The organism is Collinsella aerofaciens (assembly GCF_018785265.1).
GTDB classification, from domain to species: domain Bacteria; phylum Actinomycetota; class Coriobacteriia; order Coriobacteriales; family Coriobacteriaceae; genus Collinsella; species Collinsella aerofaciens_AI.
In genome coordinates this window covers 239064-254656 of sequence record NZ_WQPK01000045.1, presented here as the reverse complement: position 1 = coordinate 254656, position 15593 = coordinate 239064, and the positions used below count along the sequence as shown (strand labels likewise).

Sequence of the window (15593 nt, the reverse complement as noted above, 5' to 3'; positions counted from 1 at the left end):
TTGTGGGCACGGCGGGGCGGGCTAGCAGCTATGAGCAGCGAGCTTAGAACAGGCCGGTGATGTTGCCGTCGTTGTCGACGTCGATGTTCTCGGCCGCGGGAACCTTGGGCAGGCCCGGCATGGTCAGGACGCTGCCGGTCAGCGCGACCACGAAGTGGGCACCGGCGGAAACCTTGAGCTCGCGCACGGTGATGCGGAAATTCTCGGGAGCGCCCAGGGCCTTGGCGTTGTCGCTAAAGCTGTACTGCGTCTTGGCCACGCATACCGGCAGGTTGCCAAAGCCGTTCTCGCGCAACTCGGCGAGCTGACGCTTGGCAGCCGGCGTAAAGTCGACGCCGTCGGCGCGGTAGACCTTGGTGGCAACAGCCTCCAGGGCGTCGGCCACATCGGCACCGTCCTCGTAGGCAAACTTGAGCTCGCTCGGCTGCTCAATCAGACGCATGACCTCATCGGCCAGATCGAGCGCGCCCTCGCCGCCCTTGGCCCAGACCTCGGACAGCTTCACATTGACGCCCAGCTTCTGGCACTCGGACTCGATGAGCTCGAGTTCGGCCTCGGTGTCCGTCGGGAAGCGGTTAATGGCGACCACGCAGGGCAGACCGTAGACGTTTTGGATGTTGTCGACGTGACGCAGCAGGTTGGGCATACCAGCCTTAAGGGCCTCGAGGTTCTCCTCGTTAAGATCGGCCTTGGCAACACCGCCGTTGTACTTAAGGGCGCGAGCGGTCGCGACGACCACGACGGCGTTGGGACGAACGCCCGTCATGCGGCACTTGATGTCCAGGAATTTCTCGGCACCCAGGTCGGCACCAAAGCCTGCCTCGGTAATGGCGACATCGCCAAAACGCATAGCCATACGCGTGGCCATGATGGAGTTGCAGCCGTGGGCAATGTTGGCGAAGGGACCGCCGTGGACAAACGCGGGTGTACCCTCGAGCGTCTGCACCAGATTGGGCTTGAGCGCATCCTTGAGCAGGGCCGCCATGGCACCCTGAGCCTTAAGGTCGCGGGCGCGGACAGGCTCGCCGGCATAGCTATAGCCGACAACGATCTCGCCCAAGCGCTCCTTAAGATCGTTAATGCTCGTGGACAGGCACAGGATCGCCATGACCTCGGAGGCAACGGTGATATCGAAGCCGTCCTCGCGCGGCACGCCCTGGGCCTTGCCGCCAATACCGTCGATGACATGGCGCAGCTGACGGTCGTTCATATCGACAACGCGCTTCCAGGTGATGCGCTTAACATCGATACCGAGCTGGTTGCCCTGCTGAATATGGTTGTCGAGCATGGCGGCCAGCAGGTTGTTGGCGGCACCGATAGCATGGAAGTCGCCGGTAAAGTGCAGGTTGATGTCCTCCATGGGGATGACCTGGGCCCAACCGCCACCGGCGGCACCGCCCTTCACGCCAAACACGGGACCGAGCGAAGGCTCGCGCAGGGCCACGGCGCTCTTGACGCCGCGACGGCGCAGGCCGTCGGCCAGGCCAATGGTCGTGGTGGTCTTGCCCTCGCCTGCGGGCGTGGGATTGATAGCGGTCACGAGGACAAGCTTGGCCTGGTGATCAGTTGGCTCGTTGAGCAGAGAGTAGTCGACCTTAGCCTTGTCGAAGCCGTACGGAATCAGATGCTTTACGTCGACGCCGGCGTTCTTGGCAACCTCGGTAATGGGCAGCGGCGTGACGGAACGTGCGATTTCGATGTCAGTAGGCATGGGCAGTCCTTTCGTTACCGGATGAGAAAAAGACCAATCCAGCATAGCACGCGCGCGCAATAGTAAAACGCCCGTAACCGACGAACGGCGATATGTTTACCCGATGCCCAGCGATAGCCTACAGACCAGCCAAAACAAACCCATCTCTAAACAGTAGGTTCGATACCCAAGTGCTCAAAGGTGCGAAGCGTTGCCTGGCGGCCCTGGGGCGTGCGAATCATCAAGCCGCACTGCAGCAGATAAGGCTCATAGACATCCTCGAGCGTTCCCGGGTCCTCGCCCACCGCGCTGGCAAGCGTCGTCAGGCCCACGGCACGGCCGGAGAACGTCTTGGCAAGCGTCTCCAAGATGCGAATGTCCATCCAGTCCAGGCCGAGCTCGTCGATCTCAAAGAACTCGAGTGCCTGACGGCAGATATCGAGCTCGATAGGACCGCTGCCGCGCACCTGTGCATAGTCACGCACGCGTTTGAGCAGACGGTTGGCCAAGCGCGGCGTACCGCGCGAACGCGAGCCGATCTCGAGTGCGCTGGGATGGTCGATCGTCACACCCAGAATAGTCGCCGAGCGCGTCACAATCTGGGCGAGCTCCTCGACCGTGTAGTAGTCCAGGCGATACGAAATGCCGAAGCGGTCGCGCAACGGGCCGGTCAACATACCTGAGCGAGTCGTTGCCGCCACCAGCGTAAACTTGGGGATATCTAGGCGAATCGAACGTGCGGCGGGGCCTTTACCGATCACGATATCGAGCGCAAAGTCCTCCATCGCGGGATACAGAACTTCCTCGACCGAACGGTTCAGACGGTGAATCTCGTCGATAAACAGCACGTCACCCGGCTGCAAGTTAGTCAGGATGGCCGCCAGGTCACCGGTGCGCGCGATGGCCGGGCCGCTTGTCGTCTTGATCTGAGCGCCCAGCTCGTTGGCGATAACCGTAGCCAGCGTGGTCTTGCCCAGACCCGGAGGGCCCGAGAAGATCACGTGGTCGAGCGTCTCGCCACGACTCTGCGCCGCCTCGATCAGCACGCGTAGGCTCTGTTTGATGTGCTCCTGACCGCAGTAATCGTCCAGGCGCTGGGGGCGCAAAGTGCGGTCGACATCGAGGTCCTCGGCCGTCAGCTCCGAGCCCACCATGCGCTCGCCGTGCGCCATGGATGCCGCCGGCGAGTTGCCGGGCGTCGCCCACAGGTCCTGAGAGTCATCGGCTTCCCACATCACGCATCCATTCCAAGTCGCTTAAGCGCCGCGCCGAGCAGATCCTCGACACGCATATTCTGCCCATCATACCCGCTCAGGGCAACATCGGTCTCCTGCGGGCTAAAGCCCATGGAAAGGAGCGCCGCACGAGCGTCATCAATCGCCGAAGGAGCGGCGGCGGGAACCGGCATCGCAACCTGGCCGGGAATCACGTCGACCGGCACAAAGCCCTTGTCCTTGGCAAAGGTGCTCTTGAGCTCCAGGATCAGACGCTGCGCGGTCTTTTTGCCCACACCGGGCACCTTGGCCATGTCTTTGTCATCCTCGGCCATTACCAGGGAATACAGCTGTCCCACGGTATAGGTGGAGAGCACGGCAAGCGCCAGGCGCGGGCCGACACCCGACACGGACACGAGCCGGTCAAACATCGTGCGCTCGTCCTTGGAGGCAAAGCCAAAGAGCGTCACGGCATCCTCGCGCACCTGCATACGGGTATACAGGCGGACCTCGCCGCCGGGCGTAGGCAGCGTAGCGGCAGTGCTGCCCGAAATACCGAGCTCAAAGCCCACGCCCGATACATCGACAACGGCCGAGCTCATCGTGGCCTCGACAAGCGTTCCATGGAGCTGGGAGATCATCAGTATCCGGTTCCTCTCTGTTGATAGAACTCGCCGCCGGTAAGTGCCCGGGTGCGGCTGAGGTTAACGTGACAGATGGCGCAGGCCAGGGCATCGGCGGCATGGTCGGGATGCGGGTCGTGATCGAGCTGCGTGAGCGTACGAACCATATACGCGACCTGCCGTTTGTCCGCGGCGCCGGTACCCACAACAGCCTGCTTAATCTGCATAGGCGTATACTCGCCAATCTCGAGCGCGCATTCCGAAAGCGCCACGAGTGCAGCACCGCGGGCATGCGCCGTAGGGATGGCCGAGCGAACGTTGGCGCCAAAGTAGATGCTCTCGACAGCAGCTGTGTCGGGTCGATAACGCTCGACGACATCCTTAAGGTCACGGGCGATATGCGACAGGCGCACCGCAAGCGGGCTGCCCGCGCTGGTCTCGATGCAACCGTAGGCACGGCAGCGAACCTCGCCACGCCGCTCCTCGATAATCCCCCAACCCGTATGAGCCAAACCGGGGTCAATGCCCAAGATAACCAAGCCGACCTCCCCTCGCCACAAGCACAGCGCAAGACAGGGCCCCGCGCATCATTCACGAACGTCTGTTCTAGAATAACACAACGGGGCCAAGATGCTTAGTTGAAGTATCGGGGTTGGAAGCGAATCTTATCCCATAGTTAGTTCTGCGAGAAAAAGGGGAACTGCCTCGGATCTACTGGCGGGTGCGGCATCGGGCCACCCTGGGGACTACCTTGCGAGCCGCCCTGACCGCCCATCATCTTATCGATGGCGTCCTGAACCTCGCCCTCGAACTTTTTCATTCCCTCGTGTAAACGACGCTGACCGTCCTCAGAGCGCAGCTCCTCCATCTGCTCGGGCGAAATGCCCAACAGGTCACCCAATATGCCCATCATCTCGCCACGCATGCGCTCGCTTGTATCCTCGTCGGCAAAGCGGTTCACCTCGGCGCGCGCCAGCGCATCGACCGTCATGCGTTCCTTGCCGCTCAGCCCCAGGTCGGACCACGCGAGCATGTACGGCCAGGCGCGCTCAACAAACGAACGGGCCGAGACGATCGGCGCCGTCGGCAGCATGCGGCGGGCGGCCTCGCCCTGACGCACGAGCATCAGCAGCAGCGAGCAAGCCTCGGGCTTGCCGGCGGCCATCGGGATGTCGTCGAAAGCTCGATTGCGGTCCACGTGCGCCTCGAGCGCGCCATCGACCTCACCCGGCTCAAGCCCGCCGAGCAGCTGTGCCGCGCGGTCGAGCATATCGACCGGACCGTCGAGCGTCGAGAGCGCCTGCGCCAGCACGCGCTCCATACAATCTTCCACCGCGTTGAGCGTCACGAGCTCTTGGGGCACCACGGCAGACGTGCGGTTGCGCACACGCGCCACAAACTCAAGCGTCGACAGGTACACATCGCCAAAGGGCGCAAAGTCGCCCTGGTAACCGCCGCAAAGCGCCGGCGCCGCCAGCGCATACTCGGTTTTGGACAGCGGGCTCAGCGCCATCGCACCCAGCTCGAGCGCCGTGTCCTCCAGCATGAGGCCCAGCGTGCGCGAGCGCAGACGCTCGGCATCGCCCGCCGACACGTCGCGATCGAGCACACGTGCCGCATCCGGTGCATCGCGCTCGACAGTGCGAATGTGCAGACGCTCGGCAATGGCGCGGACGGCGGCACAGCGGGCAGCCTCGGCCTCCTCCTGCGCCGGCGTAAAGATACGGTTGCGCCCCAGCACCAGGCCAATTACGTTACGCGGACCCAGAGCGTCAACGGCCAGCGCCGCCAGCAGGGATGACGGCAGGTCACCCTCGAGTGCCACCACAGCACGCGACGCACCGTGGGCCCGAGCGTTGTCGCGCACGGCGAGCACCAGCGCCTGCCACAACCACTCCTCGGAACGGAACTCGGGCAGTTCGTGATCTTCCAGGGCATCGAGCATCACGCCGCGCTGAATCTCCTGAACCAGCAGGCTCTCCTCAAAACACGGCGCCTGGGCCACCACGCGACCGCAGTCGTCGAGCACAAACGAACCGCCGGTATACACCGACTCGTCATAGGCACCGACCGGCGCCATGCAGGCAAACCACACGCTGCGCTTGGATGCGATCTTGCGGTAGGCGCCGCTGCGAACGGCGGCAATGGCGGCAGTCTCGCGGTCGGTCATGTCAAACGCGTTGAATTGGAAATACGCGATGAGGTCGACGCCGGTCGGCAACATCTCGAGCTCGCGGTCCAAGTCAAAAATCACGGCGATGCGCACGCCGTCCACGTCGAACACCGGCGGCGCCCAACGCGTGTCGTTGTTCTCGCCACGCTGCAGGGCAATGCTCGAACGCGCCGGCACCACATGACCGTCCTTGAGCATCATGTAGTCGAGCAGCGGTTGGCCCTCAAACGAAACCGCCGCGGGCACGATGCAGATCATGTCAAGCTCCTGGATACGCTCGGCGACACCAGTCAAACCGGCAAGCACGTCGTGCTCAAAGTCGGCAGCGCCCACCAGGCCACCGGGCATGGCGCCCATAAAGAGCGGAGCCGGAACGCACAGCACGCGCGCCCCGCGCTCGTGGGCCAGACGAGCCTGGTCCTCGATGCGGCCGCAAATGCCCTCAACATCCCCAAGGCGCATATCGATCTGTGCAAGCGCGAGCTTCATGGCTCAGCCCTTTCCGTCGTAAACCATCGAAATCGTAGTAAAAGCGCCGACCGCATAATGCAGCCGGCGCTTGCATGTGCATATGCTAGCTATGATACCCCGAGCGGGGGCGCGCTCCTAGAATGTCGCGGACCACAGCCCGTGCAGGTTGCAGTAGGCATAGACGGTACCGGTCTTGGAGCCGCCCGCGAAAAACGTCGCGGGTTTCATGCCGGGCTCAAGGTAATGGACCTCTAAGCGGCCCTCGGCCTCAAGGGCGATCCACTCAATGTAGTGCTCGGGCAGGCTGGGGTGCTCGACCGAGCCAACGCGGGCGCGAATCACGTGACCGTCGCGCTCGGTCTCGACAACAGGCACGTGCTTCTCATGCGCCGCGTCCTCAGTGTTTGCGGTCAGCTCCGTGCAACCGGCAGGGGTCGCAACGCCGTCGCCAAGGGCGGCGATGAGCTTACCGTCGGGGTCCTTAAAGAATTTCGCCATGATGTTCTCCTTTGCTGATGTGCCAATGTTCTTGATGGTTCTTATGCCCAAAGGCAGACAAACCATCCACGGCATTGCAAATGAACACATAACGGATCAGGCAAGCGGTCGGGCCAAAATGCGTCGACCGTCCTGCCCACTCCAGCAGTCCCACCCCGCGCGCGGCTAGCGCCCGTCGCCGCCGAGCAGCGCCAGGACATCCTCGCGCGTGAACAGTGCCGACGAGATGCCGTCGCCGCCGAGCACGCTGTTGACCAGATCGCGCTTGGACTCCTGCATCTGCATAATGCGCTCCTCGATCGTGTCCTTGGCGATGAGCTTGTACACGGTCACGGTATGTTGCTGGCCAATACGGTGTGCACGGTCAGTCGCTTGGTCCTGCGCCGCCACGTTCCACCACGGGTCGTAGTGGATGACCACGTCGGCAGCCGTCAGGTTAAGGCCCACGCCGCCCGCCTTGAGCGAAATCAAAAAGACCGGAACCTCGCCCGCTTGGAACTGCGCGACCATCTTGGCGCGGCTCTCCTTAGACGAAGCGCCCGTGAGCTTAAGGAAGGCGATGTCCTCCTTGGCCAAGCGCTTACCGATGATATCGAGCATACCCGTAAACTGGCTGAACAACAGGATGCGATGCCCGCCGTCGAGCGCGCCGTGCACGAGCTCCATGCACGTATCGAGTTTGGCGCTCCCCGCCTTGTAATCCTCGTAGTGCAGACGCGGGTCGCAGCAGATCTGGCGCAGCTTGGTGAGCTCGGCGAGCACCTTGAGCTTGTCTTTCTTAAACTCGGATGCCTCGCGGTGCTGCACCTGCTGGGCGATGCGGTCCTGGTTTGCCAGGTAAAGCTTGCGCTGCTCGCCGGTGAGCTGCGCCATGACCGTATCCTCGATCTTCTCGGGCAGGTCGGCCACCACGTCTTCCTTGACACGGCGCAGCACAAACGGCGACACGAGCGCTTGCAGGCGGGCGGCACTGTCGCCCTCGGCATGCTCGACCGGGCTTTCGAAGCGCTTTGCAAACGATTCACGCGTGCCCAGCAGGCCCGGCATCAAAAAGTCGAAGATGCTCCAGAGCTCGGATAGGCGGTTTTCGATGGGCGTGCCCGTCAGGGCAAAGCGCACGCCGGCCGGCAGGCGCTTGGTGGCACGTGCCACCTGGGTGAGTGGGTTTTTAATGTACTGGGCCTCGTCGAGCACCACGCGGGCAAAATCCTGCCCGGCGTACTCATCGATATCGCGGCGCATAAGGTCATACGACGTCACGACCACGTTATGCTCAGCCGCGCCGGCAATCTGCACGCGACGCTGCGCCTTGGCGCCCACGATTGCGCAAACATCGAGCGAGGGCGCAAAGCGCTCCAGCTCGGCAGTCCAGTTGTACACGAGTGAGGCCGGGCATACCACGAGCGTGGGCTTGGTGTCCCCCGCCTCCACGCGCGCCAGGATATGCGCGATCATCTGGAGCGTTTTGCCCAGGCCCATGTCGTCGGCCAGGATGCCGCCAAGGCCCAGGTGTTCGAGCGAGCCGAGCCACTGGTAGCCGTCGACCTGATAGCCGCGCAGTGTGGCCTTGAGCGAGACCGGCACCGTAAAGTCCATCTTGCCGAGCGTGTCCAGACGCTCGACGGTACGGCGGAACGCAGCGTCGCGATCGGCCTCAAGCGCCGGCGTGCGCGCAAGCATGCTATCGACGAACAGGGTACTCGACGCGGGGAGCGACACGCCGTCGAGCAGGTCGACAGCATCGACACCCAGGTCCTCGGCAAGGCCAAACGCGGCGCGGGCGCCCTCGTCCAGGCGAATGATGTCGCCGGACGTAAGGCGCGCAAACGTCTGGTGGCGCTTGTACGAGTCCAGATAGATGGCAAGGTCGGCCGCCGAAAGACCGCTCGCGCCCAATTCAACATCGAGCAGGTTGCTCTTGACGGTCGCACGCACCGAAAGCTTGGGCGCGGGACGGACCGAAATCTGGCGCAGACGGTCGCTGAGCATAACCTCACCCAACTCGGACAGGGCAGACAGGCCCTCGGTCAGCAGGCAGAACAAGCTCTCGTCATCGCGTTCCTCAAACGCCAGACCGCCCTCGTAAAAGTCGAAATACAGGGCCGCCGTATCCATAACGCGAAACTCTGCCACCTCGTCGCGGGGCGGCACGCCCGGGCGCTGCTCTTCGAAGGGGCTGCCCGGAGCGCCCAGACTAAAGAGGTCTGCCGACCAGTCGCCGTAGGTAACCGTAATTTTGCAGGTCACGAGCCCATCGTCGACGCCGATTGCCATAGCAAAGCTCGGCTCGGGCGCCACGGTATCGAGCGCAGCGGGCGCGGTAAGGTCGGTATAGTCGCGCAAAATGGGCAGAGCCATACGACAGAACTCCCCCACCTGGTCGGCAGCGATATGGACTGGCGTGCGACAGGGCAGCAAGCGCGATAGGAACGGCGCCGCATGCTGGGCAAACGCCACATCGGTGCGGCGCGCACGGCGGGTGTCGACCAGATAAGCTACGTCGCCCGAAGCAAAGCAGTATGCATCGGCCGGCAGGCGCAGATCGTAGCTACCACCAGCCGCCGGCGCGATTTTGGCGGCAAGGAGCGGTGGGCGCTTAGCGGACGCTTCGTCCTCCCCTTGCGGAGACAGCTCAACCGCCACGTCATAGGTGCGATGCGTCGTCGTCCCCCGCGACCAGGCGGGCTCAAAAGAGATGGTCTGGCCGCGCAGCAGGTCCAGCACATATACGATGCTATGCTCGGACAGCGGCAACTGACGCTCGGCGACAAAACCGCTGCGGGCAAAGTCGTACGACGCCGAACGCGAGGTTGTGATGTCATCGAGATAGGCAACTGTCGTCACAACAAGGTTGAGCAGCTTTGTCGACACGTCTTCGAAGGCTTCGGGCGTATGGACAAACGTGAGCTTCTTGCCGTACGAGAAGGTGCCGCCGCGCACGTAGGCATCGGCCATGCCGTCGATGTCCTTGACCACGTAGGACACCGATCCACAGCGAATGCGAAGCTCGAGCGCCCAGCTAAAGCGGTCGGCAAACAGTGGATTGTAGTACGGCACCAGCGAGGGTTCCAACACCGCCTTGGGGGCATCGGGATCCACACTGCCGGCGAGCTTGCGGCGCATGCTCGCCAGCTCATCCATGCGCGCGTCCGAAAGATCGGAGAGCGCCGCCATGAGGCTGGGGCTCGTGGGGACGGGCGCCGGAAAGGGAAAGTTGGGGTTGACGGCCGGCGCTTTGGGCGCGGTGCGCGCGGGCTGTTTCGGCTGCGCCGTAAACGTGCGAACCGGCGTGCGCAGCCCCTCAACAGACTCAATGCCACTGGCATCCAGGTACGCCAGCGCTGTGGCGATGGCATGCTTGCACATACCGGGGTAGCGATAGGCAGCGGGGCAATCGCAGTCGTAGTCGATCACCTCGTGCTCGTCCATGTCGAGCGCCACGTGCGTCTTGTACAGGTCGCCGCGCGAGCCGCGCACCGAGCCCTCAACCGTCACGTTTTTGGAGAAGCGCGAGCCGCTGTCCTCAATCGACAGCACGGCGCCGTTGAGCATGAGCGAACGGCCCTTCATAAAGGTACCGCTCAGCGCCGCCTCTTTCCGGAGCGCCTGCACAAACGTCCCCTGTGCCATCACTTCCTCCAATCTCGCGCAGACCTGCAACGCCGTCCCTAGATCACCGTCACGCGACCCTGGTTACCCACAATTGCCTTGGCCTCGGCCAGCAGCGGAATCGAGCGCGCGTTGACCTTGGCAGGCACCTCGGCGCGCAGCACGCGTCCGTCCACCTGCTCGATAAAGATCTCCACACGGTCGCCGCCCGGGTTAGCGGTGAGCACCGTGGCAAGACGCGCCATGTTGCCCTGGCTAAAGCGGCTGTTGGGCACCATGACCTCAAACACCTTGGGCTTGTTGTTCTCCTCGTTGAGCTCGAGCGGCACGATCTCCTGCGCGATGATCTGGTCGCCGCGGTCCGAGCGCTCGAGTTTGCCCTTAATGCGCACAAACGCGTCGGACAGCTGCACGCCGGTCTCGGGATCGACCTCGCCGTACAGATACCCCTCGGCCTCCTTGTAGGTCTTGGGGAACACCACGACGGTGGCCTCGCCTTCCATGTCCTCGAGCTGCACGATGCCCATGGGGTCGCCGTTTTTGGTCACGCGCTTGGACACGCTCGAGACCATGCCGGCCCACCACAGCGCCTTGCCCTCGGGAATCTCCTGGTTGATGGTGCCGCCCGTGGGGTTTTGCACCTCGTAGCCGGTATCGATCTGCGAGAACGAGAAATCACGCGCTTTGCCGAGTGCATACTCAAACGGGCGCAGCGGGTGGTCCGAGACATAGATGCCCAGAACCTCCTTCTCCTGGCTCAACTTAAGGTGGCGGTCCCATTCCTGGCCATCCGGATCGGGCACGCTCACCTCAAAGCCCGAGCCTTCAACGTCGCCAAACATATCGAAGAACGACGTCTGGCCACTCGCGCGATCCTTCTGGCGCTTTACCGCGGCATCGATGATGTTCTCGGGGTTGTTCTTGTCCACAAAGTGCATCATCTGGCGACGCGGATACCCCGTGGAGTCGAAGGCACCTGCCTTGATCAGCGATTCGATCACGCGACGGTTGGCCTGGCTCGAGTCCACACGCTCGACAAAGTCGTGCAGCGTCTTAAACGGACCGCCTGCCTCGCGCTCGGCGATAATCGCCTGCGCCACGCCGGTGCCCACGCCGCGAATGCCGGCCAGACCAAAGCGCACGCCCTCCTTGGTAGCCGTGAACTCGGTACCGGACTCGTTGACATCTGGCGAAAGCACGGGGATGCCGTCGTGACGGCACGCCGAGACGTAGTGAACGATCTTGTCGGTCTTGCCCGTATAGGACGTCAGAACGGCCGCCATGTACTCGTGCGGATAGTGCGCCTTGAGCCACGCCGTCTGCATAACCAGGATGGCGTAACCAGCGGAGTGCGACTTGTTGAAGGCGTAAGATGCGAACTCGAGAACATCGTCCCAAATCTTCTGGGCGACCTCGCGCGTGTAGTTGTTCTTGATAGCGCCGTTCATCCAGTGGTCGTAGGTGGTCTCGTCCGAGCCATCCTCCCAGTGGAGCACCGTCGACGTGAGCAGCTTGATCTTTTTCTTAGCCACGGGCTTACGGATACGCGAGTCCGATTCGCCCTTGGAGAAGCCGCACATCTCGACGGAGATGAGCATAACCTGCTCCTGGTAGACCATGGTGCCGTAGGTTTCGCCCAGGATGTCGTCCAGACGGTCGTCGTAGGAGACGGCCGGCTCCTTGCCGTTCATACGGTTGATGTAGGACGAAACCATGCCGGCGCCCAGCGGGCCCGGGCGATACAGGGCGATCAATGCTACGACGTGCTTGTACTCGGTGGGCTTCATGTTCTTGATCGTGGCCGTCATGCCGGCGGACTCGACCTGGAAGACGCCGGCGGTGTGGCCGGAGCCCATGAGCTTAAAGATCTCGGGGTCGTCAAAGGGAATCTCTTCCTCTTTGATGTCGATGCCGAAGTTCTTTTTGATGTTTGCCTTGGCCTTGGAGATAACCGTCAGCGTGCGCAGGCCCAAGAAGTCCATCTTGAGCAGGCCCATGTCGGCAACGGTATGGCCCTCATACTGGGTAATCTCGACGCCGCCCTTGGTGTCGAGCTTGGTGGGCACGTGCTCGTTGACGGGGTCACGGCAGATCAGAACGGCGCACGCGTGCACGCCCTCGCCACGGGTGAGGCCCTCGATCGAGAGCGCCGTGTCGATGATGCGACGGGCGTCGTCGTCCTTTTTATAGGCCTCGGCAAAATCGGGGTTAAACAGATCCTCTTTGCCGGGTTGCTTGTCGAGCACCTGCTTGAGCTTGACCTTGGGGTCGCTCGAGACCATCTTGGACAGGCGCTGGCCCATGTAGACCGGGTAGTCCAGGACGCGCGCGGCGTCGTTGATGGCCTGCTTGGCCTTAATGGTCGAGTAGGTGATGACGTGGGTGACCTTCTCGGGACCGTAGAGCTGGCGAACGTGCTCCACGACCTCGAGGCGCCGCTCATCGTCGAAGTCCATATCGATATCGGGCATCTCGGTACGCTGCGGGGACAGGAACCTCTCAAACATCAGGCCGTTCTCGAGCGGGTCGAACGCGGTGATGTTCATGGCGTAGGCAACGATAGCGCCGGCGGCCGAGCCACGGCCGGGGCCGACGCCGATGCCGTTGTCCTTAGCCCATTGCACGTACTCGGCAACGATGAGGAAGTAGGCGGCAAAGCCCTTGTCGCAAATGACCTTGTATTCGTACTCAAAGCGCTCTTTGATGTTGACGCCGCCGATCTCGCGCGTGGCCCAGTCGTCACCGTAGTGCTGGCGCAAGCCCTTCTCGCACTCGCGGCGGAACTGGCTCTCGTGCGTCTCGCCGGGATCGAGCAGTGGGAAGCGCGGCAGGATGATGGAGTCCCAGTCGAGCTCCACGTAGCACTTGTCGGCGATCTCGAGCGTGTTGTCGCAGGCCTCGGGGCAATACGGGAACATCGCCCGCATCTCCTCCTCGGTCTTCATGTAAAACTCCGAGCCGGTCATACGCATGCGGTTGGGGTCGTCGACCTTGGCGTTCATGCCAATGCACATGATGACGTCCTGCACGGGCGCATCCTCGCGGCGCAGGTAGTGGAAGTCGTTGGTGGCGATAACCTTGACGCCCACCTGTTTGGCGATGTCGATGAGCGTACGGTCCATCTGCTCGTCGGTCAGGCCGTTGTCGGTGGTGATGCCGTGTTCCTGGATCTCGATGTAAAAGTCGCCGGGGTCGAAGGTGTCGCGGAAGGTCTCGGCCCACTTGATGGCGCCTTCCATGTCGCCGCGGTCGATGTATTTGGGGATGATGCCCGCGATGCAGGCGCTGGTGCAGATCATGCCCTTGGCGTGGCGGCGCAGGTTGTCGAGCGTCACGCGCGGCTTGTAGTAAAAGCCTTGCACGGCGGCCTCGGAAACCGTCTGCATCAGGTTGACGTAGCCCTCCTGGTCCTTGGCCAGAAGGATCATGTGGTAGAGCTCGGGCTTGTGGTCGCGGGCAAGGGTCTCGTCCGGCGTAAAGTAGACCTCGCAGCCAAAGATGGGCTTGATAACCAGGGGCGGCTTGAGCTCGTCGATGTTGCCCTTCTCGTCCCACATGGCCATGTCCTTCACATACTGGGCATGCTCGCGCGGGTTTTCCTCGGGATCGGGCTCCACCAGCTCGTCGCGGCGGTCCTTTTCCAAGAAGGCCTTGTCGTGGCTCCAGGTTTTGTACTCGGGCGTGCTGTGGTTGACGGCGTCGCAGGCCAGCGCCAGGTCGGGCACGCCATACATGTAGCCGTGGTCGGTAATGGCCACGGCGGGCATGCCCAGCTCTACGGCACGGTTGACCATATCCTGGATACGGGTTGCGCCGTCGAGCATGGAAAAAACAGTGTGATTGTGCAGATGGACGAATGCCATGTGATGAGCTCCGATGCGGGTTCGTGTTCTGACTGAACGATTTTACCCCACGGCACGGACAGCACCCGAACCTAGCCAAACCAACACGGGTAGTCTTTTTGGGACCTTCAAAAAGGGGAATGAGGGCATCCAGATATATCGAGTATTACTGGAACCCCGGCGATGCGCGGAATGATTTGTGACGAATAGTCATATCCATCAAGAAGGTTCGACGCTTCGGATAGCTCGTCAATCGATATATCAATTCTTGGAGACCTGCATTCCTACCATTTTTAATGAAACGACGGCGGTAATTGCTATCGCGATTGCGCCAATAATACCGAGCGCTATCTGAATGGGATATAACCCCAACACATGTCCAAATATGGAGAAAAACATTGCGGAAAAGAGAGCCCTTACCAGAGATGCGATGGAAAGGATCGTCGCGCGGAAATCGTCCGCTATCGCGTCTTGGATTAAGTTTTCCGAAGTGATGTACACCACTTCTGGGAGAAAACAAAGCACCATGCTAAGGCCAAACAAACACAGCGGATTTGAAGCGAACCACGGAAGAATCATGAAAAGGCCAGCCTCAATTAGCATCGAGCCGCGCATGGTATTTCTTTTCCCGAAACGCGATGAGAAGAAATCTGCTGCAATGTAGGCCGTCGCATTTACTGCATAGGATGCACCGAAAAAGATTCCTATTATGGAGACGGGAGCATCAAATGCGTCGAATACCAACTGATTCAAGTTGTAATAACTCCCGTAGAATCCGTCGAGCATGCTTGTGCCGATGAGGAGAAGCAATACCGCAAAAGCGGATTCTCCAACGCGCCAGGTCTCGCGCCTGAACATCTTGGCTGCGTCAAACCTCCCCTTTTCTGATCTTTCAGAACGGGTCGTTTCCGTCCTCTCAATGGGATACAGAAGGAAAAGCTGCAGGAGATAGAAAACGGAGACACATACGTAGAGGGCACTCCAAGATACTTGGGCAATGAAAGATCCGAGCACAATTGCCATTCCCGTAGCGATTGATTGCGCGGCAAGCAGCCGAGCGTTGATGGTGAGGAAGCGCTCTCCTTGACCGGCATTTCGGGCAATTTCATATAAAAGTGCTTGTTCGGATCCCGATTGAAGGGAGTAGGCGAGTGCCTCAACAAGGGAAAGCACGACAAGAAAGGGGCCTGAGAGCAACAGCATGCCGGCGGTATGGAAGAAAAGCAGCAGCACGCCCACTTGAATCGAAAACTTCTTTCCAAAGAAATCGCCTATCAGCCCTGTTGGCAGCTCGAGGACGACCGTTGCTATGTTGAACAGGGCTTGATAAAGCGCGATTTCCGTAACAGGCATTCCTTTCTCCGCAAGGAAAAGTAGAAACACTCCCCGATTTAAAACAAATCCCGTGAGAACGAAAAAGGCGGAATAGACGTGCAGTTGCGTAGTGGCATTCTTATTCATTTGGCACTACCA

General features: G+C 61.4%; 9 protein-coding genes. All 9 read right to left on the bottom strand.

Translation table 11 applies throughout. The features are described from left to right. Positions 1-43 precede the first annotated feature (43 nt). The 9 genes from GPK42_RS08520 to GPK42_RS08480 all read right to left on the bottom strand — a co-directional run bounded on the left by GPK42_RS08520 (position 44) and on the right by GPK42_RS08480 (position 15581). Positions 44-1711, bottom strand: coding sequence for a formate--tetrahydrofolate ligase (locus GPK42_RS08520; RefSeq protein WP_215694783.1), 1668 nt, complete (start codon positions 1709-1711; stop codon positions 44-46). Between the two features lie 146 nt (positions 1712-1857). Continuing rightward, a complete protein-coding gene (ruvB, locus tag GPK42_RS08515; protein ID WP_117769533.1) occupies positions 1858-2925 on the bottom strand; it encodes a Holliday junction branch migration DNA helicase RuvB in 1068 nt (355 codons plus the stop codon). Next, positions 2925-3545, bottom strand: a complete 621-nt coding sequence (ruvA, locus tag GPK42_RS08510) for a Holliday junction branch migration protein RuvA (RefSeq protein ID WP_215694782.1) — start codon at positions 3543-3545, stop codon at positions 2925-2927. The genes ruvB and ruvA overlap by 1 nt, the downstream gene beginning before the upstream one ends. Next, entirely contained in the window at positions 3545-4066 is a 522-nt protein-coding gene (ruvC, locus tag GPK42_RS08505) for a crossover junction endodeoxyribonuclease RuvC (RefSeq protein WP_118405685.1), read from the bottom strand. Before ruvC ends, ruvA begins: the two co-directional genes overlap by 1 nt. Before the next feature lie 137 nt (positions 4067-4203). Then, on the bottom strand, positions 4204-6189 hold the full coding sequence (locus GPK42_RS08500; protein ID WP_215694781.1) for an NAD(+) synthetase: 1986 nt from the start codon (positions 6187-6189) through the stop codon (positions 4204-4206). 117 nt (positions 6190-6306) lie between these two features. Next, complete coding sequence (locus GPK42_RS08495) at positions 6307-6669, bottom strand: desulfoferrodoxin family protein (protein WP_035137352.1); 363 nt, start codon at positions 6667-6669, stop codon at positions 6307-6309. A 165-nt stretch (positions 6670-6834) separates the two neighbouring features. Beyond that, positions 6835-10299 (bottom strand): DEAD/DEAH box helicase, encoded by a 3465-nt coding sequence (locus tag GPK42_RS08490; protein ID WP_215694780.1) that lies wholly within the window; start codon positions 10297-10299, stop codon positions 6835-6837. 38 nt (positions 10300-10337) lie between these two features. Then, on the bottom strand, positions 10338-14141 hold the full coding sequence (gene dnaE, locus GPK42_RS08485; RefSeq protein WP_215694779.1) for a DNA polymerase III subunit alpha: 3804 nt from the start codon (positions 14139-14141) through the stop codon (positions 10338-10340). 240 nt (positions 14142-14381) lie between these two features. Continuing rightward, complete coding sequence (locus tag GPK42_RS08480; RefSeq protein ID WP_215694778.1) at positions 14382-15581, bottom strand: MFS transporter; 1200 nt, start codon at positions 15579-15581, stop codon at positions 14382-14384. Positions 15582-15593 lie beyond the last annotated feature (12 nt).